A 21554-nucleotide genomic window follows, 5' to 3' on the forward strand; every position below is an offset into this window, starting at 1 on the left:
GATAGGGCTTGTGGGATTCATGAGGCCTATCCTGCTCGCGGGGCGGCTCAATTTGGGTTTTCGCCCCCGTACCCTCCTCACGCGGAAGGCACGGGGGCGACAGCCGTCGGGCGAACGGATCGGATCAGATCCGGAATTGCCACATCGTCTCCGTGCCGCGGTCGCGCCATGCGGGGCGGCGGGAGATTGGATCCTGAAGGGTGCGGATGGCCTTGCGACCGCCGGTGTAGACGAAGCTTTCGACTTCGATCTCCACAACTTCGAGACCCATGTAGTAGGTATCCCGCAGGGTGGCGACGGCTTCGGCCCCGAAGGCCTGGGCGAGGTGTTGGCGCAGCAGTGCGGCTTCCTTCATGCCGAGGAAGAGGAAGGCCGGCGTTTCACCGTTTTCGCACTTCGAGCGGATCAATTCGGAAACGGCGGCCGTGTCCCAGATGCCGTTCAGTTCCAGCTCGGCGGCAACGGTAGTGCTGTCGGGGAGCGGGGTGTTGTTTGGTGTATTCATACAGGGTGTGTGGGAGATTGTGCCCCGTTGGGAGGCGCTCAAATTACGCGGTGCCCCCTTGGATTTATCAAATCAGGCCTGATGTTCTGCCTGAAAGGATGCTCGTTTGCCCTCGTATGGGCGCGCCGATAAAACGATGAAATGGGACTGAAAAAAATCTTCCAGCAGCCACGAAATCGCCACGCCCGGGACCCATTCCTCCATGAATGGCGTTTCTCAAACAGGTTTTGAGGCGGTTCTGTAACTCATTGAACCGCGCCGATTTCGTGACCTTCACGGTGTGGTAGATGCTGGGAAACACCGGTATTCCCGGCAAACATGAAGATTCTCTCCCCGCCCCGCCGCAGCTTCCAAGCCCGCCATCGTTCGTGGCACCGGCATTCTAACGGTCCAACGGGTTGGGGTGCATGGGTGGGTGAGGCCGGACCGCATGAAGAACGCGTCCGCGGGCTTGCCGGGTGGTTCATGCGCGCGGTCCTGTTTGCTACGGTAGTTATCGTAGTTGAACTGTGCTTGAAGTAAGCGGCGCCAGTGCAAGCGACTACCGGGGAATCAGGAGTTCTCCTTCTCCGAAGATGCCGATCACCGTCGTCTCTCCATGGACCGTGACCGTGTTCAGGTGCTGATGGCCGTGGATGAAGTAGGCCGGCTTGGCCCGCTCGATGTAAGCGAGGAAGGCGTCGAAGCCCTGATGGACCTCATCGTCGCGCTGGTGGATCCCGCGCGGTGAATTGTGGGAGACGAAGACATCGACGCGCGGGAAGTCCTTCAGCGCCGCAATGACTTCCTCCTGATCGTAGAGATGATGGCCGCGCGGCTTGTAGCGCCAGCAACCGCCGAAGCCTCCAAAGCGTAAGCCGCCATGTTCAACCACGGTGGTATGCAACGATGCGACACCGGGCGCAAATGGCGCATTGGTGTCATGGTTTCCGCGCACCGCGAGGACCCTGTCCGGAGAATAGCGCAACATCGCCTTCTCGATCGTGCCGTCCCAGAGGTCGCCGAGGGAGATCAAGACATCGCAGGGAGCCGGATCTAACTGGCCTACCTGCGAGTCGTCGTCAGCGATGAGGATGAGCTTCATGCCAGTATAAAGCCAGACGCGGCAGAGTTTGAGAGATCCTCAGGGCTCGGGTTTGGCCGGCAAGGACCTCCCCCGGATGTCTGCAGCGGCTTTCCGGACTTCAGGAGCGTCCATCTTGAGCAGCTTGTCGATCGCTCCGTTTGGGAAATGTTCTTCACGGACCCACGTCATTCCGAGGAAGCTTATGGCCTCCTGTCGCTCAGATGCATCCTTGGAAGATAGGGCTTTGATCGCGAGATCCACGACCGTCGTCAGCCGTTCTTTATCCATGCCCCAAGGGTTTCCGGAAGCCCGGTTCGCCTCAGGCTCTCCTTTGTAGTTGGGATTGATATAGGGCGACTCTCCAAGAGGGGTTGTAAGGCGACGCCAAACCAAAGGCCGGCAACGTTCTGGACCGCCGTAAGCGTAATTTTCCGAAGGTGGAGCCGCAAGCGCGGCGACGCAGCGCTCGAAGATTGCAATCTCGCCGGGGTTCTTGGGGGCCGGTCGGGCCAATGCTTCTGCCCCTGCAACTTTCAAGCGGCTTCGATCCTTCTCGGACATGGGCATGGTCTCCGCGCACTGCCTTACGGTCAATGACCAGCTATCTCGGTCATAGTGCCTCTCTAGTTCGACCAACGCGATGAATTCTTCCGGACCATGGGCGTAGGGGAATTCCTTCCAGTTGCCATCTTCGAGAGCGTACAATGCCTCGATCGAAAATTGAACGCGTGAGAAATAACGTCCGCGGAATGAGCCGGACGTCATTGCACCGCCGTGAGTAGAGTAGCGAAGCTCGGCTTCACGGTCTCCTTCCATCGCTCTGGGACCTTCCAGGAAAATGGCCTTTCGTGGGGGGATGGGACCAGGCGGTCCACCAGATGCGCATTCAAGTTCGCCAAGCTGGCACCGTTTCCAGACACCGCCGATCTTGGCTTCCATGGTGCAACGGGCAGACTCCCATATCCCGTTCTTCAGCTCTTCGCCGGTATCGTTCACCAAGAAGGCCCCCGCGGTTTTGCCGGAAGGATCGATCCCCAAGGATACCTCACCCTTCGTAAAGACGAATTTGCCCGGGAGTTGCGCGACATCAACAAGCTCCGCGACAAGCGTGGAAGAGAGTGCAATCCAGCAAGCAAGAACTCCGATTTTCACCAAGACACCTTGGGATCGGCCAAGAACGAAGTCGAGATCGTCTTCTTCCTCTCAATTATTTCTCTTTCTTCCCATATCCCTCCCACAGCCACTCCAGCGCACCGGGCAAGGTCTGCTTGGTCACCCGCCCATCGGTATGGCCGGCGGCCTCGCTGAAGACGTAACGGTATTGGTAACCCTTTGCCTTGAGGGCTGCCGCCATGCGCTGGTTGGCCATCACCCAATTGTGCAGGGAGGCCTCGTCCTTCTTGGAGCCATTGTCATTTTCGCTGACCTGGAGCCAGATCCGGATCGGCTTCGCCTTCTCCTTCGGGATGAAGTGCTCGTGATATTCCCAGGCTCCGTGTGGCGACTCCGGATTGAGCGGCGACTGCTGGTTCACGTAGGTACCGGAGTAGGTCAGCACGCGGTGGTACCATTCCGGGTGGAACCACGCCATGGAGAAGGCCGCGGCACCACCGGAGCTCCCGCCCATCGTGGCACGCGCATCGGGATCCTTGCTGAATTTCAGGTCGTAGTCCTTTTCGATCTTCGGCAGGACTTCCTTCTCGATGAATTCGGCATAGAGGCCGGAGACGGTATCATATTCCAGGCCGCGCTGGCTGCCCTGGGCATCGCCGCCGCCGGAGTTGATCATGATCGCCACCATGGCGGGCACGCGCTTCTCGTGGATCAGGGTATCGAGCGACTTCGGCAGCACGCCGAGGTAGCCGAGGCCGTCCTGCGCGACGATGAAGGGGGCGGGCTTCTTTTTGTCCAATTGCTTGGGCACATAGACCGCCACCTTGCGCTCGTAGGGGACCACGCCGGTCTGATTCTTCGCGATGCCCTTGTAGATCGCGCTGTCCTCCGACTTCATCACGAACTGGAGGATCTCGCCCTTCGGTACATCGTCCTTCACCGCCAGTTCGGGCGCATCCGCATAGACCGGACCGATGGTGAACTCGACATTGTCCGTGGTCTTGGCCGGAGTGGCGGGATCGGCGGCGGCGAGGAGGCTGGTGCTGGCGAGGAGCGTGACGAGGGAGAAGGATCTCATGGCTGGAGGAATAGGTCTGATCGGTCCTATGATGGGCCTTATAGTAGCAGGGCGGCGCTTCGGTTCTTTCAGGCGGGTTCGCCGGCCAGCCATGCCTTGCGCGCGGTTGCGAGGTGGATGGTGCCGGTCAGATAGGTTTTCGCGCGGCCGGTGATGATCACGCGGCCCTCACGAATCCGGCAACTGAGCTCGCCGCCGCGGGATGAAACCTGGCGGGCGGTCAAATCGTTGCGGCCGATCTGCCCGGCCCAGTAGGGTGCAAGGGTGCAGTGGGCGGAGCCGGTCACCGGGTCTTCATTTACGCCCGCGCGAGGGGCGAAGAAGCGTGAGACGAAGTCGCATTCCATGCCCGGTGCCGTGGCGATCACGCCGAGGGTGTCCAGTCGCCCGAGCTCGACGAAATCCGGCTTGAGGGCCTGTACCTCCTCCTCGGTTTCGTAAACTGCCAGAAAATCGCGGGACGACTTGGCGGTGAAGGCCGGGAACTTGCCCAGGCCTTTGACGAGTGCTGCCGGGACGTCGCAGGCGCTTGCTTCCATCAGCGGGAAATCGAGCGAGAAGAGCTCACCATGGCGGGTCACGCCCAGCTCGCCGGAGCGGGTGGCGAATTTCACTTCATCGCCCTCCAGCCCGCGGTGGCGGAAGAGGACATGGGCGGCCGCAAGGGTCGCATGACCGCACAAGTCCACCTCCAGCGCAGGCGTGAACCAGCGCAGCTGGAAGCCCCCGTTCAGCGGCACCACGAAAGCAGTTTCAGCCTGATTGTTCTCGGCGGCGATCGCCTGCAAGGTCTCGTCGGGCAGCCAGGTTTCCAGCAGGCAGACGCCTGCGGGGTTGCCGGAAAAAAGCCGGCTGGTGAAGGCATCGACTTGGAAATAGGGGAGGTCCATGGGTTTGCGACTGGGGTGGGTAAGGTGAAACGACGGATGGGTTTTTGAATGACCGTCCTCTCCTATCTAACAGGGGTTCACGCTGTCGTCATGAAGAAATCGTGGCCTTTCTCCGCAGCCACAAAAAAAGCCACCCGGCGACGAGCGCCGGATGGCTGGATGAATTGGCCTCGGGAGCCGGGATTCTGCGGAGCTTGATCAGGCGAGTCCGACCCAGCCCTTGCTGACCAGGAAGTTGATCACGTCATTGACCGCCACGCCCACGGTGGTCGCGCCGCCATCGTAGGCGAGCTTCATCATCGCCTTGTCGATCTTGAGGGTCGCCTTGTCGTGGGTGGAGAGGTAGAGCGCGCCGGGAGCCGGGGCGAAGGAATCAAATTGGTAGGTCAGCTTCGGGGTGTGGAAATCCACGGTGACACCGGAGAAGGTGCCGGGGGCGACCTTGCCGGTCAGCGAGCCGGTGCCGCTGAAGAGATCACGCAGGTCGATGCTGCGGATGTTGAAGAAGTTGCTGTTGTTGTTCGCGAGCTGGAAGCTTGCGGCGCCGCTGTGCTCGATGGTGAAGACCTTGGTCTTCGGGTTGAGGATCAGCAGGGTTTCCGCACCTTCGGTGCGGCTCTGGATGTAATAGACCAGCAGCGAATAGCTGCCCTTCTGGCTGGAGCCTGAGGCGAGCTGTTCGAAGTTGGTTTTGACCGTGCCCTTGAAGATCTGGACGGTGGTATTGCCGACGCCGCCAAGGGCGGAGAGGCTGCTGCCGGCCAAGGCGGCGAGGGCGAGAAGCGCGGAGGAGAGATGCTTTTTCATGTCTGGGAGTTGGGGCTTGCGTTGGGTGGGGATGCGCGTGGCGCGGGTCCTGATAGATCGGGAGTGAAGCTCCAAGCGCGGCTCTCCGGCAAGGGGATTTGTTTGCCGCCTGCGCGTGGCGGGTGTTTCATCCCGGTGCGCCCATGATCCGGAAAACCAGTGCCGCAATCGTCTTGCTTCTTTTGGTGGTAGCAGTGGCCTATTTCCTGTGGCCGCGGCAGGATGCGCAGCCGCCTCATACAGGCCCTGAGAAGCCGCCGAAGTCGAAGGTCCTTCCCGACACCACGGGGCGCAAATCCCCTACATCCAAGCCGGGCGATTCCACCGCTTCGCCGCGCTTGGGCGGAACTGCTCCCCAGGATGCCCGAACGAATTTCAATTCGGTAGAGGTCGAGCTGGAGCCGGACATGAGCGCCTTCGCCAATCAGGAGTTGCCCGCTCAACTGGATGAGGCGACCGCCGCCGCGCTGGCGAAAGGCTCGCTCGGCGGTGAGGATTTGCTCAAGGCGCTCGCGGTGTTGGTCAAGTCCGGGGAAGACGGCACCAAGAAGGCCTGGGAGGCGGTGAAAGATGAGCACGATCCGGCGGCGAAACTGGCAGTCCTGCGCGCGGCTGCTGCCGAGAGTGATCCGGTGGTTGCGGATATTCTCAAGGATGGTCTCAAGTCCAAAAACGCCCAGCTCCGCTACGAGTCGGTGGAGCTGGTGGAGTCACTGCGGGGGCGCGATGACGCGGCGCGCCGCAGCGTCCTCACAGCGGCATCCACCGCAGATGCCAATACCGCGTCCTCTGCACTTGGCCAGCTCGCCGACGATACCCGCAAGGATGATCTGGCAGTCATGTTCCACTACCTCGACAACCCGAATGCGGAGGTTGCGGATTCAGCGCGCGGCACCATCGATTTTCTGGTCAACGAGGAGTTCAAGTCCGCGGCCGAGGCACAGGCATGGTGGAAGTCACATGCCAAGGACTTCGACGACGAATTGCAGGAGAACGAGTGAGTCAGTGAGGCCAGGCGGCCGCACGCTCCAAGCGCATTTTCGAAGGCGCTTGCCGAAGGGTCGAGTTGTTCGCCAGTCACGACTGTCGGGGTGAGTTAAGCATATTTCTCCGTCCGGATTAGTCGGCTTCACAACGGCGGATGAGCAGGTCCCATCGGGCCCATCTGGCGGAAGCAGGGCTGCGTCTAGTTCTCGGCAAGCACCCGTGGAATCGTCCTTACCTGCTTCTTGAGGGCGCGGATGACTTTGGGTGCGGCGAGGACGAAGATGCGCACGCGGTCCTCGTTGTCGCGCGACCATTGCAGGTCGATCTCACTGCGCACGCCGCTGACCTTCACCGGGAAAAGGGCGTTCTTCGAGCCGTTCGGGCGTTGCTCCTCAATACGATCCAACAGGTGCTTCACCTGCTTGTCTTCAAAGCCTGAATCCACGTTCTCCAGAATGCAGCCGAAGACGTAGGGCAAGTATTCGCTCTGGGTGCGGATCTCGATGCCTCGCCGCGGCGTATAGGCGAGTTCCAGCTCATCCAGGATTTCTTCGGAGCTTCCGCGGCTGCGGCGCTCCAAGGAGCGAGCCAGCAGCCAACCCGCAAGCAACCCGCAGCAAATGATGGCGGGCAAGATCAGGTAAAGGTGGGACATTCCATTCGGCGATTCCAAGCATCTCGGGGGGAGAGCGGTTAGGGGGGCAAATTATATGACCAAGCGGAGCGGGCTGGCGTTCAATGTTCGCGCTGTAGGAGCTCGGCATGCAGCTTGCATTCCAGCGGCTGCCACTCTCTCTTGAAGGGACATGCTTGGCGGCAGACTCGGCACCCTCCTGATCCTGGCTGCGGCCTTGGCTTCGCCGGTCGCGGCGGCACCGGCATTCGTGCCCTATGGCAACGACCCGCAGACGCTGCACCTCTGGCATCTCGATGAGGCGGGGCCGCCCTTCAAGGATGACGGGACGAGCCCGACGCCTCTGCTTGGGCTGCTGAACGGAGCGCAGGCAGGGCAGGCACCCTTTCCGGGTTTTGGCGCGGCGGTGACTTTCGAGGATCCCGGCAAGGAGTCCTTGTTGAACTCCAACTACGGGCCGATCCTGCTGGCCAAGCCGGCCTTGGCCATGGGGCCGCAGGACAATGTCGATCCACCGTTCCCGATCGCGGGACCGGATGGCGCTTTCACCTTCGAGGCCCTGGTCAAGCTGGACTGCATGCCGCAGGACTCCTCCAGCCAAGCGCTGGACATCGTCAGCATGGATGATGAGGACTCGACCAAGCGCACCTTCATTTTCCGGATCGAGAAGCCGGGTTTCCTTTGCTTCGTGCCGATCACCGGGGCGGCGGTGCGGGGTGGTGGTCTGGCCACCATTCCCGTGACGGGGCCACATGCGATGGTGCCGGGGGAGTGGTTTCACGCGGCGGTGGCCTATGACGGCCGCGAGACCGCGGTGAACAATCTGAAGCTCTACTGGACCCGCCTGTCCGCGGGCAACGAAGTGGCCAACCTCATCGGCCAAGGGACGCTCACGGCGGACCTCGGGCATGGGCTTGGCGACTTCGCGATTGGCAACTCCGGCCAGTCCAACGGGGTGGGCCCGAACGAGTTCTTCCCTGGCGCGATTGACGAGGTGCGCATCAGCGGCATCGCGCGGCAGCCCTATGACTTCTGCTTCGTGAGCGAGGATGCGAAGTACCGGGCGGTCGAACTCTCGCGGCGGCAACCGCCCAAGATTCCGCAGCTCGGCATGAGCTTGGACCATGTGGCGGTGGACGACGAGAGGATTCCGCTGCCTCCGGAGGGCAAGCCGCTGGTGCTCGGCTGGGGCTTGCACCGGCTGGACTTCGACTTCGGCCTGGTGAATGCCGATCCGCTGGTGGTGCGCTCGCGCCTGGAGGGCCTCGATGACGAGTGGCATCCCTCCGCCCGCGGCATGACCATGGAGTGGCAGATGATCGATGGAGTGGGCAAGACGCTGGCGCGCCGGCTTTTTTCGGTGACTGGTGCGAGCATCGGCTGGGAGCTGGATGCGGTGAGCTCACCGCTGGTCCGTCGCTCCGAGCCATTGTTCATTCCGGAGGCGACGCGACGCCTGCAGGTCACCGTGTCTTCCGGCGAGAATGACACCACCGGGACCTGGGTGATCGATGACTTGAGCCTGACCAGCTCCCGGACTCCCGGCGTCAACCTTTGGCCCAATGGCAATTTCCGTTCCGGCGAGCGTACGAACCAGATCGGCGGCATTCCGGAAGGATGGACGCGAGCCGGTACCGAGAAGGCGATCGCCAGGGTGATGCAGCTTCCCAATGGCCCCGCGCTGGGCCTGCTGGATGCCGCGCAGGAGCGCAGCGCCTCGTGGATTTCCCAGCAGGATCTGAAGGAGCCACCGGCCAAGGGCGGCGAGACCTACCTGCTGTCCTGGTCGGAGGCTTATAACGTGATTCCCGGCGCCTCGCTGCGCGCCACCTACATCAACGTTCCGGCCGGGCACTACACTTTCCGCGCGATTGCGGTGGGGAACGACCCGTCTGGAGATACGACCCACCTGGCTTTCCCCTTGGTGGTGGAGGAGCCCTTCTGGCGACAAGGCTGGTTCATCCCTGCTGTGGTAGCCGGTGGCGTCTTGATGGTGGGTCTGGTGTCTTTCGTGGCTTATCGGCGACGCTCACGGCATCGCCTGGCCGCAATCAAGCTGCAGCATGCGGTCGAGCGCGACCGCGCCCGCATCGCCCGCGACATGCACGACGACTTGGGCACACGTGTAACGGTGCTCAATCTGGCCGCCTCCTTTCTCCGTCGTTCGATCGGCGGCGATCCCGACAAAGCACGGCAGCAGATCGTCCGGCTGGAGTCCGCCGCGCGCGACCTGGTGAATGCCATGGACGGCTTGGTGTGGGCGGTGAATCCGGCGAATGACACGCTGGATCACTTGGCGACGCACCTTTCCGCCGTGGCACAGGAGATCTTCCGCGACAGCCCCGCGAAACTGCGGATATCGATTCCACCCGACCTGCCGGCACTGCCACTGCGCTCGGATTTCCGCCATCACTTTGCGCTCGGCGTGAAGGAAGCACTGCACAATACGCTCAAGCATGCCGGGGCCTGCGACGTGCTCTTCAAGCTGTCCGTCAGCAATGGCGATTTGATTGCAGTGATCGAGGATAACGGCGCGGGCTTCGACCTCGAGGCACAGCGCGAGGGCAATGGTCTGCTCAATCTTGCGGCTCGCTTCGAAGAACTGGCCGGAACTTTCCGGATTGATTCTGAGCCCGGGAAAGGTACTCGCGCGGTGTTCAGTTGCCACCTGCCGCAGATTCCTGCATTGCCCCATCCATGACTCAGGCCAAGCGCTCCATCGCCATCGTCGAAGATGACTCCGCCCTGCGGGAAAGTTTCCGCGAGGCCCTCAACGCCTCCGATACCTGGCGCGTCATTGGCTGCTACGGTCGCGCGGAATCCGCCTTGCCGGCGATCCAGAAGGAACTGCCGGATGCCTGCTTGATGGACATCCAGCTTCCCGGGATCTCCGGAATCCAGCTCCTGCGCAAGCTCAAGCCACTGTGCCCGAACACGCAGTTTCTGATGGTCACTGTCTTCGAGGATGCGGATCGCGTCTTCGAGGCCCTGGCTGCGGGCGCTTCCGGTTACGTGCTGAAAAAGGACATCGATTCAAAGCTGTTAGAGTCCTTGGACGATGTGGTTGCGGGCGGTTCGCCGATGTCGAGCGGGATCGCGCGCAAGGTGGTGCAGCACTTCCAGATTCCCGTTGCTGAGCCGGATGAGGACTACCACCTGACGGCCCGCGAGAAGGAGACCCTCGACCTGCTGGCGAAGGGCTACCTCTACAAGGAAATCGCGCATGAAATGGGAGTGCGGATGGAGACGGTGAGTTTCCACCTCGGCAACATCTACCGGAAGCTTCACGTGCGGACCCGCACCGAGGCGGTGCTGAAGTACATGAAGCGCGACCCGGAGGCGTAAGGGCAATGGAAGCATGGCCATTGTGGCCACGTTGTGAGTAGTCCTCATCCTCTGAACTGGAAATTCGGGATCGCTGTGCGCTTTTTGTGATAAAAAGTGCTATTTTGTCTATTTTCCGGCGCACTTTTAAGACATTTGAGCGGGATAGCTAACCCACACTCGCGGGAGGCATCCAATATCCGCTTTCGGGTAAACCCAGATTCACGCAAAAATTTCGCGAATCTTCCAAAGTTCGTCGAGGTGTAAGTTGTTGGTTTTGAGTGCGTTTATCGTTTCCTATGGATACACCTAGGTATCCATCCCCCCGACCTTTGGATAAAGGGTGATGATCCGCCGGAAAGTCCCGGGGGATAAAACCCATGAAACTCCAGTCATACGATTCGTACTCCGACGATTCAGTAGTCGCGGATGCTCCGTCCGAGTCCCTGCGGGAGCTGGATCTTCCTTACGCCGGTGAGGAGGACTTCCCTGGCATCGCCAAGGTCATACGGACCATCCGCGAGGAATATTCCCGTCCGCTGAGCGTCACCACCCTCGCACGCGAATGCGGGATGTCGGTCCGCTCCTTACACCGGGCCTACCGTGCGGTGACCGGCAAGACAGTCGGCCGTGATCTCCTCAACCGCCGGATCGAGGCGGCGGCGGACATGCTGCGGGAGGACGACATCAAGCTGGAGCCGGTGGCGATGGAGACCGGCCTGCGCAACGCGAAGAACCTGTGCCGGCTCTTCAAGGAGCACTTCGGGGTTACGCCCGGCCAATGGAAGGAATCGTTCCACGGTTCCTGTGCCCGCAGTGCCTGACCAAGCACCAGCTGACCCTCAAAGAACCCAATGAAAAACCTTAGATCATTTCCGGGAAAGCATCGTTTTCCCAACCCGGCCGCAATCGGGCTGGGGAAGGGCACCGCGCGGTTGGGTTTTCCGCGCGGTGCCCGGCAACTTCCCGGCTTCGCCCTGATCATCACCCTGTCGCTGATGGTGCTGATGACGATCATCGCGGTCGGCCTACTGGGCCTCTCGTCGATTTCACTGCGTGGCAGCGGCCAGGGCGATGCGGTGGCACGGGCCCGCGCTAATGCGAGGATGAGCCTGATGCTGGCGATCGGTGAATTGCAGCGCGAAGCCGGCTTGGACACCCGGGTGACCGCACGGGCCGACATCCTCGACAAGAACAACGGACCGCTGCTGGGCGTGTGGAAAAGCTGGGAAGGCACGGATCACGATGCATCCACGGGCCGGCCGATTGCGCCGAGCAATTACAAGTCCCGCAAGCAGCAGCGCTTCCTCTCGTGGATGCTTTCCGGCGCGAAGCGAGGTGCCAGCACCTTGCCGGATATCGCCGAACGCAGGGGCAGCGTGCCTTTGGTCGGTGGCGGCACGGTGGGCAATGACCACAACAAGCTGCAGATTCATGCGGAGCCGGTGAAGATCGACGAGGGTAAGGATCGTGGCGCGGTCGCGTGGTGGATCGGCGGGGAGAACCAAAAGGCGCGCCTGCCAAAGCCCTTTGAACCGGAAACTGACTCTCCCGCCCGCTGGTCGGTCCTGGCGAAGTCACACGCGGTGGCAGACCCATCGATCTTCCGGATGGACAAGCTGATGGATGACGCTTCGCCAGCCGCGAAAGTGGTGAGCCACCAGCTCAGCGATTTCGTGGGAGAAGCCGAGGGCTCGACGCGGGTCTCGCGCGAATTCTTCCACGACCTTTCCGCTGTGTCGGTCGGCTTGCTGACGAACACCGCCACTGGCGGCTGGCGCAAGGACCTGTCGCTTGCCACCGAGTACTGGAGCGGCCTGAGCAATAACAACCTGCCCTTCTTCCGTGTCACGCCGGAGAAGGACCTGATGTACAACAAGCCCAGCTCGGCCAGCCCCTATCCTTCGCGTTCGGTGCTGTATCCTTGGTCAAGCTACCGCGGCAGCAGCCAGATCCCGATCTACCGCCACGCGGCGGTGAATACTTGGGAGAACCTCAAGAACTACGCGACGCTCTACAAGACCATCACCGCAAGCGCCAGCGGCCGCAACCGCATCACGCCCCAGTACGCGGCGATTGACGACGCCGGTAGCGCGAACTCTTACAACTTCATCCACAAGGTTCGCATCCTGCCGGTGGTCGCCCGCGTGCAGTGGGTCTATTCCCACTACGCCACCACCTCCCCCGCGGGGGCTTCGCTGGTGACGCCGCAGTTGCTCCTGACGCCGGTCATCACGATGTGGAATCCCTACAGCGTGGAGATGAATGCGCCGGCCATGAGCTTCTTGCTGCCGAAGCCGTTGCCCTCCGCCCTGCGCTACACCGTCAATGGCGTTCAGGATGCGACTTACAGTTCGCTCTTCAGCGGCTCCACGAACTATTCGGCGATGGCGCCGATCACCAGTGAGCTGCGCTACGAGATCAAGTCCGGCTACACGCTCATGCCCGGCGAAACCAAGGTCTTCAGTCCGGCTGCGAATGCGATCGTCACCTTGCCTTCGGATTCGACGATGCCACAGCCGAACCCCTTGGAACTCACCCCCGGCTATCGCGCCAAGGGTGGGCACGCCATTTCCTTGCTGGATCCGGTGACGAAGAAGGCCCGGGCGGTGTCAGCCACCGCCAAGATCCGGGCGGATGCGAAATTTGACACGGCCTACAATGACAATGCCACCTATACCGGCCCGCCGGGGGTGGGCATTTTCCTGGATATTTTCGTCTCCGGAGTCCGCACGCTTGCCTACCGCATGATCTACCCGGAGGCGGTGGCGAACAAGGTTTACAAGCCCTTGCCGAATCTGGCCGAAGCTTCGCTGAGTTCGGCAGCGAGCACACCGGTACCCTTCATGTCCACCATCTTCGGGGCGCGGATGGCCAGCCGCACTCACGTGCCTGCCAAGGGCTTCGTCCAGTCCAGCCCACTGGTGAATTACACCGCGATGGGTGGCAAGGATCTGATTGAGGAGACGATCCACCAGCACTACCGCGGCACGGGGCATCCGGTGAATTCACCTTTCGACTACAGCTTTGTGGAGCACTCCGCGGGCGGTGACAGCTATCTGCCGAATTCCAGCGACAGCTCGCAACGCGGTTACATTGTGACCGGGTTCCTGAAGGGCGACGGGCTCTCGCGCTGCGTGATCGCTGAGATCCCGGTGCGGCCGCTCCAATCGATCTGTGAACTGCAGAATTGGGATCTCCGCTACGAGAATCCAATCCCGCCCTTTGCCTTCAACCTGATCGGCAATAGCGATGCCACTCCGCTGATACCAGCCGGTGCGGTTTATAATTCCGGGCCTCCCTCGGCCGATCTCAACCTCCAGCACGACGACTCGTATTGCGCGAACCACGTGCTCTTCGACGACTGGTTCTTCTCGTCGATCGCGCCGGATCCGAGCTCTTACGGTGGCAGTGGCCGGACCACGCAGCAGGTTTACTCCTCCTTCCTCGCCGGTGAACAGCCGCTCGGGAATACCGCCTATCGCCCGATCCGCGAGGACGCCGGCGCCGACTCATCGAAGGCGGACAAGATCTTCACCTCCTTGAAGAGCGCGAATGGCTGGAAGAGCGCCGCGTCCCGCTTGGAAGTCGAAGGGATGTTCAACGTGAACTCGACCTCGGAGGCGGCGTGGCGGGCACTGCTCGGACATGCCCGCGAGCAGCGGGTGCCCTACATCCGCGAGTCCGGCACGAGCTGGAGCGTGGATTCCTCGGAGGCGAGCGAGCATCCCTTCAGCCGCTTCAGCATTGCGGGCGATGTGCAGGCTGGAAAGGCGACCGGTGCTGGCGGGTTCCCCGGGGCTTCCGAGTTCACTGGCTACCGCACGCTGGATGACAATTTGATCGAGGAAATGGCCCGCGAGATCGTGGAACAGGTCCGGGCACGCGGCCCCTTCCTTTCGCTCTCCGAATTCATCAATCGCCAGCTTTCCTCCGGAGACTTGGCCCTGGCGGGAGCCGTGCAGGCGGCGCTGAACAAGCTGGCGGAGAAGGGCCAGAGCGGTCCCTATGGAACCCTCGAAGGGCTTTCCAAGGACTCGGTGGCCGACCCCGATCAGGCCGCCGGTGAAGCCGAATATAGCTTCAAGCAAGCCGCGGTGGGCGAGAGCGCCTACGGCTTGCCGGGCTGGACCCGCCAGGCGGATGTGCTGCGGCCGCTGGCCCCGATCCTTTCCGCACGTGACGATACCTTCACGATCCGCGCTCACGGCGACGCCCGGGATGAGAAGGGCAATATCATCAGCCGTGCGGTTTGCGAAGCGGTGGTCCAGCGAACCCGCAACTACGTGGACTCCAAGGACTCGGCCGATCTGGCCACGGTGCCAACCTCGAGCGTGAACAAGATCTTTGGCCGCCGCTTCGAGATCGTCAGCTTCCGCTGGCTTAATCCCTCGGAAATCTGACAGGCTCTACACATGAGACAACTACTGGCTCTTCTGATCGCCCTCCTGCCGCTCGCGTCCTTTGCGCAGGAAAAGTCCAAACGCACCTGCCGGGTTCTGGTGCTGGGGGAAAACAACAGCGTGCCCTCGCCGCTCTACCTCTACGATGGCAAGGTCGCGCGTCAGATCGATTTGCCGCGCATGAACCTCTCGAAGTTCTACGAGCTGCCCGGCGGCGCACTCACCCTGCGCCTGCTGAAAGCTCCGCTGGCAGATAAGGAGGTCCCGGATCCTGCGTCGCCCTCGGCGACGGTGGGTGAAAATATCGGTGCCTGCTACCTGATGCTGAGCGCGGACCCCTCTAACAAAACTCTGCCGGTTCGACTTCAGGTGATCGATGCCTCCGCGGAGCACTTCAAGCCCGGCCAGATGCTGTGGTACAATCTGACCGGTGTGGAAATCGGCGGCCAGGTGGGCAAGCAGCAGGTGGCCGTGAAGCCGCGCTCGAAGGTGATTGTTGATGCGCCGACTTCGGGCCACGAGGATTACAACGTGAATCTCTCCTATCGCACTTCTGAAAAGAGCCCGGCTTATCCGGTCTGCGAGACCCGCTGGAACCACGATCCCTCGGCCCGCACCATCCTGTTCATCGTGGCGGAGCCGGGCAGTCCGATCCCCCGGGTGATGTCCTTTCCGGACAACCCGGAGCCTGAAGGAAAGAATCCCTGAGTATCGCCGTTTTGCTGGTATCCATCACATGCAACTCCGCCTGCTGACTCCGCTTGCCTTCGCTGTGCTTCCGCTCGGCCTGAACTGTGCCCATGCGCAGGAATGGAAACCGCTTTTCAATGGCAAGGACCTGAGCGGTTGGTCCGGTGATCCGCGCCTCTGGCGGGTCGACCAAGGCGTGCTGGTCGGCGAGACCGACCAGGACCAGCGCAAGGTCGGCGTGAATACCTTCCTCATCTGGCAAGGTGGCGAACCCTCGGACTTCGAAATCGAGTTCAAGGGGCGCGTCACCGGCGACAACAATTCCGGGCTGCAGTACCGCAGCAAGGTCCTGGACGCCGCGACATGGAGCGTCGGCGGTTACCAAATGGACATGCACCCCGCTGCGAATTACCTCGGCATGCTCTATGAGGAGCGGGGCAGGGGAATCGCCTGCGAGAGCGGTCAGCAGGTCGAGCTCGCGGACAAACCGAAAGTGACCGGCAAGTTCGACCGGCCGGCGGTGAAGCTCGAGGATTGGAACACTTACCGGGTGGTCGCCCGCGGTGATACCCTACAGCACTTCGTCAACGACAAGGAGGTGGCCGAGATCCACGACGTGGATGCGGGGCGGCGAGCCTTGAAGGGCAGTCTGGCGCTGCAGCTTCATGCGGGTCCATCGATGAAGGCGGAGTTCAAGGATATCCGCATCCGCACGGTAGCGCCGGGCAAGGTCACCGCGGCAGCCAAGGTCGCCGAGCCATCCGCGAAGTGGATTTGGCAAAAGCGCAATGCCGCCGATGGAGAGAAAGCCTTCTTCCGCCGCGAGTTCGAGCTGCCGAAGGATCTTGTCTCCGCCACTGTCACCGTAACCGGCGACAACTGGCAGCGCGTGTGGGTCAATGGCAAGGATCTCGGCTGGAGCAGTGAATGGTCGGTGCCGGCGAGTCACGACATCATCAAGCTGGTGCGGCCGGGTGAGCGCAACGTGATCACGGTGGAAGGTCGCAACCAGGAAGGGGTCGCCGCCATCGCCTTGCGCTTCAGCGCTACCTTGAAGGACGGCAAGAAGATCTTCCTGGTTTCGGACGACAAGTGGCTGGCGAACCTGGAAGGGACTCGCGGCTGGACCGAGGACCGCTTCGATGCGAAGGGCTGGACCCCTGCAGTGGTGATCGCGACCATGGGTGACGCGCCCTGGGGCAATGTGATCGAGCCGGAAAGCAGCGGCAGCAGCGCGCCGGAAGACGTGACGGCGGACTTCAGCGTGGTGGATGGCTTCCGCGTCGAGCGCCTCTACAAGGTGCCGGGGGTGCAAGGCTCCTGGGTCGCCATGACCATCGACGGTAATGGCAAGCTGCTCTGCTCCGACCAATACGGAAAGATCTACCGGGTCGAGCCGCCGGCGAATTCGACCGATCCGACGGTGGTCACGCCGACCGCGATTCCGCTCAGTGGTGCGCACGGCCTGCTCTGGCACAATGGTGTGCTCTACGTGACCGTCAACGAAGGCGGTGACAAGGCGGGCGTTTACAAGGTGACCGACAGCGACCACGACGGTGAGCCGGACAAGCCGGAATTGCTGCTGGAAGTAAACGGGCGCGGCGAGCACGGCCCGCACGGCCTGGCGGCCTCGCCGGATGGCAAGTATCTCTATGTGATCGCGGGCAATTTCACCGACCTGCCGAAGATGGATTCGTCCTTACCTCCGCAGGTGTGGCAAGAAGATCAACTGCTGCCGCGGCGTCCGGATGCGAAGGGCCACGCCCACGACCGCATGGCACCGGGTGGCTGGGTGGCGCGCATGAATCTCACGGACTCGAAGTGGCAGCTCTTCGCGATGGGCTTCCGCAACGGCTACGACCTCGCCTTCGATTGGAAGGGCGACCTCTTCACCTATGACTCGGACATGGAGTGGGACCTTGGTACGCCTTGGTACCGCCCCACCCGGATCTGCCATGTGGTTCCCGGCGCGGAATTCGGCTGGCGCAACGGCTCGGGGCCTTGGCCACAGTACTATGAGGATAGTATGTATCCGCAGCTCGACATGGGGCCGGGTTCTCCCACTGGTGTGCTCTCCGGCCGCGGCGCGAAGTTCCCCGCGAAGTACCAGAAGGCAATCTACGCGCTGGACTGGACCTACGCCACCATCCACGCGATCCACCTGACGCCGGAGGGCCGGGGCTACAAGGCCGAGCGCGAGGACTTCCTGGCTGGCAGCGGCCTGCCCGTCACCGATGCGGTGATCGGTAAGGATGGCGCGATGTATTTCCTGACCGGCGGCCGCCGCACGGCCTCGTCCCTCTGGCGTGTGACTTACAAGGGCGCCGAGCCAACCACTCCCGTGCCCTACGAGGCCAAGCCGCTGGAGCTCGCGAGTGCCAATGGAGCGTGGGAAGGCATGGGCTCGCCCGATCGCTTGACCCGCTACGAATCGCGTCTCGCGGTGGAGGCCGCAGGCGCGGCGGCGATTGTCGCTGAATTGCCCAAGGAGAGCGACTCATGGCGCGTGATCGAGGGCGCCATGGCCTTGGCCCGCACTGGCAGCGCCTCGCAGCGCAAGCAGATGCTCGATAGCCTCAATGGCCTCGATTGGGCCAAGCTCGACAAGCCGCAGCAGCTCAACTGGCTGCGTGCCGCCGGCTTGGTCTTTGCCCGTCACGGGCAGCCGAATGATGCCGAGCGCGCCGCTGTGCTCGCCAAGATCGATGCCGCTTTCCCTTCGTTGGACAGCGAGTTGAATCGCGAGCTCTGCCGCATGCTTTCCTACCTGCAGGCACCGGGCATCGTCGGCCGCACCCTCGCGCTGATGGATAACACCGGCCCGGCACTACCGCCGGATTGGCTGCAGACGGCCAAGCGCAATTCGAACTACGGCGGCATCGTCGAGCGCATGGTCGCGAACCTGCCGCCCGCCCAGGTCATCCACTATATCTACTGCCTGCGGGTGGTGAAGGGCCCGTGGTCGCCAGATGAGCGCAAGCGCTTCTTCGCCTGGTTTGACACGCTCCTGAAGAAGAGCGGCGGCGAAAGCTACGCCGGCTTCATCAAGGACCTGCGGAACCAAACCCTTGCCACCTGCACCACGGAGGAGAAGAGCTGGATCGAGAAACTCTCGCCGGCGACGACTCCCAATCCTCTGGCGGACTTGCCGCGGGTCACCGGCCCGGGTCGTGAGTGGAGCGTCTCGGAGATCGAGAGGCTTGCCAACGAAGGCCTGAGCGGTCGCAGCAAGGAGAACGGCAAGAAGATGTTCCAGGCCTCGCTGTGCGCCGCATGCCACCGCTTCGATGGCGAGGGTGGTTCGGCAGGACCGGACCTCACCGCGGTGGGTGGCCGTTTCAGCGTCCGCGATCTGGCGGAGGCAATCCTCGAACCCAGCAAGGTGGTATCCGATCAGTATGCCTTCGATGTCGTCACCAAGCAGGACGGCTCGCAGATCGTCGGCAAGCTGATCGAGGAGAAAGACGAACACTGGATCCTCGCCACCAGCCCCTTCGACTTCAGCGCGACGATGGAAATCGAGCGCAATCAGATCAAAGAGATTAAGCCCTCGCCGATCTCGCCCATGCCGGCAGCCCTGGTGAACCGTCTCAATCCGGACGAACTGAAGGACCTGCTAGCTTACCTGCTCAACAAATGACCTCGCCCTCCCGATTCCTGCGTGGTCGCGCGGTCTTTCTGGCTGCCGCGGTGTTTGCCGCTCCCGCCGGGGCTGCGGTGGATTTCTCCCACCAGATTGTGCCGGTGATCCGGCAGCATTGCGGCAAGTGCCATACCGGTGACGCCCACAAGGGCGGCTTCTCGATGAACACCCGCGAGAGCCTGCTGGCAGGCTCCGAGGACGGCGTGGTCCTTGAGCCCGGCAAGGCCGATGACAGCCTCTTCCTGGAGCTGCTCCACTCGGACGACAAGGACGACCGCATGCCGCCGAAGGGCGCGCGCGTGCCCGCCGAGCAAATCGAGTTGCTGCGCGCATGGATCAACGAAGGGGTGGCTTGGGAACCAGGCTTCACTTTTGGCAAGGACGCCTACGAGCCGCCGCTCAAGCCCCGCCGTCCGGAGTTGCCGCCGGTGGTGGAGGGGCGCGAGCACCCCGTGGACCGGATCATCGACGCCTATCTCCACGACAACAAAGTCCCCCGGCCGAAGCCGCTTGACGACGCGGCCTTCATCCGCCGCCTGACACTCGATCTCATCGGCGTGCTGCCGGCACCGCAGGAAGTGGAGGCCTTCGTGGCAGACCATTCGGCGAACAAGCGCGAACGGCTGATCTCCTCGACCTTGGCCCGCGATACCGATTATGCGGATCATTGGCTGAGCTTCTGGAACGACCTGCTGCGGAATGATTACCAAGGCACAGGCTACATTGACGGTGGCCGCAAGCAGATCACCGGTTGGCTCTACCAGTCGCTGGTCTCGAACAAGCCCTACGACAAGTTCGCCCGCGAATTACTGGCCCCGCCGACATCGGAATCCCGTGGCTTCATCGATGGCATCCAGTGGCGCGGCAATGTGAATGCCAGCCAGGTGCGGGAGGTGCAGTTTGCCCAATCGGTCTCACAGACATTCCTTGGTCTGAACATGAAGTGCGCTTCCTGCCACGATAGTTTCGTGGATCGCTGGAAGCTGGACCAGGCCTATGGCCTCGCGGCGATCTACGCCACCGCGCCGCTGGAGATTGCGCGCTGTGACAAGCCGACAGGCAAGATGGCCAAGCCCGGCTGGCTCTTCCCCGAACTCGGTGAAGTGGATGCGAGTGCCCCGCAGCCTGAGCGCCTCAGCCAGCTTGCCGCGCTGATGACGCATCCGGACAATGGCCGCTTCACCCGCACGATCGTAAACCGCCTCTGGCACCGCATGATGGGCCGCGGCATCGTTCATCCGGTCGATGCCATGGACACCGCACCTTGGAGCGAGGACTTGCTGGACTACCTCGCGGTGCGTTTCTCCGATGATGGCTACGATCTGAAAAAGGCACTCGCGCTGATAGTTTCCTCGCAGGCGTACCAGTCGCAGTGTGTGGGCTTGTCGCAGGGCGATGACCCGAAGGTCTTCCGTGGTCCCTTGCAGAAGCGCCTGAGCGCAGAGCAGTTCGTGGACGCGGTGTGGACTCTTACGGGAACGGCACCGGACAAGATCGTCGCCGCCGTTCCCCATGGCGGCGCAGCCGGTGGCGGACCGGTCTTGAGCGCCAAGTGGATCTGGTCCTACTCCACGGCCTCCGCTTCCTCTCCCGCCGGCGAGACCATGGTCTTCGCCACCGAGGTCAACTTGCCCGAGGCACCGGTGGCCGCCCCCGCGGTCTTCATCGCGGACAACGAAGCCGAGATCTTCGTGAATGGAATCAGCGTTGCCACTGAGAAGGGCTCGCCGGCCGGGCCGCAGAAGCGCCAGATCGAGCTCGCCCATCTCCGCTCCGGCAAGAACTCTCTTCTGATCGTGGCTCGCAACGGCGGCGAATTCCCGAATCCGGCTGGCCTGATCTTCGAGGCGCATGCTCGGATGATGGACGGCCGCAAGGTGGTGATCGCCAGCAGCAATGAGTGGAAGACCAGTCCCACCTTGCCGGATTTGAAAGGTCGCTACACTCATGCGCCTCGCGATTGGAAGCCAGCGGAGGAAGTCTCTTCGCCCGCAGTATGGGACCGTTTCTGCGAAGGACTTGCCGAGGGGCTGAATACCAGTTCCAAGAAGCCGATGGTCCGGTCTTCGCTGGTGAATGCAGACCTCCTCATGCGCGCCTTGGGGCGTCCAAACCGCGAGCAGATCGTGAGCATGCGGCCGGACAATATCACGACCCTCGAGGCGATTGATTTGGCCAATGGCGAGGCCTTGGCGGGCTTGCTCAAGACCGGCGCGGAGAATCTCGACCGCGAGATCACCGGCAGTGACCAAATGGTCGATGCCGTTTTCATGCGCGCCCTCGGCCGCCGTCCCACCACCACGGAGAAGAGCACGCTGACCAAGGAGATGGGCATCCGCCCCAGCCGCCAGTCAGTGGAAGATCTGCTCTGGACGGTCCTGCTCCTGCCCGAGTTCCAATTTGTCCGCTGACCC

15 protein-coding genes are annotated in these 21554 nt (G+C 62.2%); 8 read left to right on the plus strand and 7 right to left on the minus strand.

Annotated elements, in window-relative coordinates; all coding sequences use genetic code 11:
• Positions 1-124 precede the first annotated feature (124 nt).
• The 6 genes from BV071_RS22960 to BV071_RS22985 all read right to left on the minus strand — a co-directional run bounded on the left by BV071_RS22960 (position 125) and on the right by BV071_RS22985 (position 5459).
• The gene (locus BV071_RS22960) at positions 125-505 is read right to left on the minus strand and encodes a hypothetical protein (protein ID WP_035612205.1); all 381 of its coding nucleotides are present in this window, start codon (positions 503-505) and stop codon (positions 125-127) included.
• A 541-nt stretch (positions 506-1046) separates the two neighbouring features.
• Entirely contained in the window at positions 1047-1589 is a 543-nt protein-coding gene (locus BV071_RS33520; RefSeq protein ID WP_052573769.1) for a metallophosphoesterase family protein, read from the minus strand.
• A gap of 39 nt (positions 1590-1628) precedes the next feature.
• On the minus strand, positions 1629-2723 hold the full coding sequence (locus BV071_RS22970) for a hypothetical protein (RefSeq protein WP_265594763.1): 1095 nt from the start codon (positions 2721-2723) through the stop codon (positions 1629-1631).
• A 55-nt stretch (positions 2724-2778) separates the two neighbouring features.
• Positions 2779-3762, minus strand: coding sequence for an alpha/beta hydrolase-fold protein (locus BV071_RS22975; protein ID WP_035612207.1), 984 nt, complete (start codon positions 3760-3762; stop codon positions 2779-2781).
• Positions 3763-3830: 68 nt separating this feature from the next.
• The gene (locus tag BV071_RS22980) at positions 3831-4652 is read right to left on the minus strand and encodes a PhzF family phenazine biosynthesis protein (RefSeq protein ID WP_052573771.1); all 822 of its coding nucleotides are present in this window, start codon (positions 4650-4652) and stop codon (positions 3831-3833) included.
• A gap of 198 nt (positions 4653-4850) precedes the next feature.
• Positions 4851-5459 (minus strand): hypothetical protein, encoded by a 609-nt coding sequence (locus tag BV071_RS22985; RefSeq protein ID WP_035612208.1) that lies wholly within the window; start codon positions 5457-5459, stop codon positions 4851-4853.
• 143 nt (positions 5460-5602) lie between these two features.
• On the opposite strand from BV071_RS22985, the gene BV071_RS22990 reads away from it, so the two are divergent.
• Positions 5603-6460: a hypothetical protein gene (locus tag BV071_RS22990; RefSeq protein ID WP_265594764.1), complete on the plus strand. Its 858-nt coding sequence runs from the start codon at positions 5603-5605 to the stop codon at positions 6458-6460.
• Positions 6461-6645: 185 nt separating this feature from the next.
• On the opposite strand, the gene BV071_RS22995 is transcribed toward BV071_RS22990, so the two are convergent.
• Positions 6646-7101, minus strand: coding sequence for a hypothetical protein (locus BV071_RS22995; protein WP_035612210.1), 456 nt, complete (start codon positions 7099-7101; stop codon positions 6646-6648).
• Between the two features lie 151 nt (positions 7102-7252).
• Here BV071_RS22995 and BV071_RS23000 point away from each other — a divergent pair, with 151 nt between their 5' ends.
• The 7 genes from BV071_RS23000 to BV071_RS23030 all read left to right on the plus strand — a co-directional run bounded on the left by BV071_RS23000 (position 7253) and on the right by BV071_RS23030 (position 21551).
• The gene (locus BV071_RS23000) at positions 7253-9781 is read left to right on the plus strand and encodes a histidine kinase (protein ID WP_035612211.1); all 2529 of its coding nucleotides are present in this window, start codon (positions 7253-7255) and stop codon (positions 9779-9781) included.
• The gene (locus tag BV071_RS23005) at positions 9778-10425 is read left to right on the plus strand and encodes a response regulator transcription factor (protein ID WP_035612212.1); all 648 of its coding nucleotides are present in this window, start codon (positions 9778-9780) and stop codon (positions 10423-10425) included. The genes BV071_RS23000 and BV071_RS23005 overlap by 4 nt, the downstream gene beginning before the upstream one ends.
• 359 nt (positions 10426-10784) lie before the next feature.
• Positions 10785-11228, plus strand: a complete 444-nt coding sequence (locus BV071_RS23010; protein WP_035612213.1) for an AraC family transcriptional regulator — start codon at positions 10785-10787, stop codon at positions 11226-11228.
• Positions 11229-11339: 111 nt separating this feature from the next.
• A complete protein-coding gene (locus BV071_RS23015; RefSeq protein ID WP_035612214.1) occupies positions 11340-14807 on the plus strand; it encodes a hypothetical protein in 3468 nt (1155 codons plus the stop codon).
• A gap of 12 nt (positions 14808-14819) precedes the next feature.
• Positions 14820-15515, plus strand: coding sequence for a hypothetical protein (locus BV071_RS23020; RefSeq protein ID WP_035612215.1), 696 nt, complete (start codon positions 14820-14822; stop codon positions 15513-15515).
• A 28-nt stretch (positions 15516-15543) separates the two neighbouring features.
• The gene (locus BV071_RS23025; protein ID WP_052573772.1) at positions 15544-19137 is read left to right on the plus strand and encodes a family 16 glycoside hydrolase; all 3594 of its coding nucleotides are present in this window, start codon (positions 15544-15546) and stop codon (positions 19135-19137) included.
• A complete protein-coding gene (locus BV071_RS23030; protein ID WP_081886181.1) occupies positions 19134-21551 on the plus strand; it encodes a DUF1549 domain-containing protein in 2418 nt (805 codons plus the stop codon). The genes BV071_RS23025 and BV071_RS23030 overlap by 4 nt, the downstream gene beginning before the upstream one ends.
• The last annotated feature ends 3 nt before the right edge of the window (positions 21552-21554 follow it).

Origin of the sequence: Haloferula sp. BvORR071 (assembly GCF_000739615.1) — a bacterium.
In the GTDB taxonomy this organism is placed as follows: Bacteria; Verrucomicrobiota; Verrucomicrobiia; order Verrucomicrobiales; family Akkermansiaceae; genus Haloferula.

Coding starts and splice junctions, on each gene's coding strand:
- BV071_RS22960 (WP_035612205.1), bottom strand. CDS start 505: ATGAATACACCAAACAACACCCCGCTCCCCGACAGCACTACCGTTGCC.
- BV071_RS33520 (WP_052573769.1), bottom strand. CDS start 1,589: ATGAAGCTCATCCTCATCGCTGACGACGACTCGCAGGTAGGCCAGTTA.
- BV071_RS22975 (WP_035612207.1), bottom strand. CDS start 3,762: ATGAGATCCTTCTCCCTCGTCACGCTCCTCGCCAGCACCAGCCTCCTC.
- BV071_RS22980 (WP_052573771.1), bottom strand. CDS start 4,652: ATGGACCTCCCCTATTTCCAAGTCGATGCCTTCACCAGCCGGCTTTTT.
- BV071_RS22985 (WP_035612208.1), bottom strand. CDS start 5,459: ATGAAAAAGCATCTCTCCTCCGCGCTTCTCGCCCTCGCCGCCTTGGCC.
- BV071_RS22990 (WP_265594764.1), top strand. CDS start 5,603: ATGATCCGGAAAACCAGTGCCGCAATCGTCTTGCTTCTTTTGGTGGTA.
- BV071_RS22995 (WP_035612210.1), bottom strand. CDS start 7,101: ATGTCCCACCTTTACCTGATCTTGCCCGCCATCATTTGCTGCGGGTTG.
- BV071_RS23000 (WP_035612211.1), top strand. CDS start 7,253: ATGCTTGGCGGCAGACTCGGCACCCTCCTGATCCTGGCTGCGGCCTTG.
- BV071_RS23005 (WP_035612212.1), top strand. CDS start 9,778: ATGACTCAGGCCAAGCGCTCCATCGCCATCGTCGAAGATGACTCCGCC.
- BV071_RS23010 (WP_035612213.1), top strand. CDS start 10,785: ATGAAACTCCAGTCATACGATTCGTACTCCGACGATTCAGTAGTCGCG.
- BV071_RS23020 (WP_035612215.1), top strand. CDS start 14,820: ATGAGACAACTACTGGCTCTTCTGATCGCCCTCCTGCCGCTCGCGTCC.
- BV071_RS23025 (WP_052573772.1), top strand. CDS start 15,544: ATGCAACTCCGCCTGCTGACTCCGCTTGCCTTCGCTGTGCTTCCGCTC.
- BV071_RS23030 (WP_081886181.1), top strand. CDS start 19,134: ATGACCTCGCCCTCCCGATTCCTGCGTGGTCGCGCGGTCTTTCTGGCT.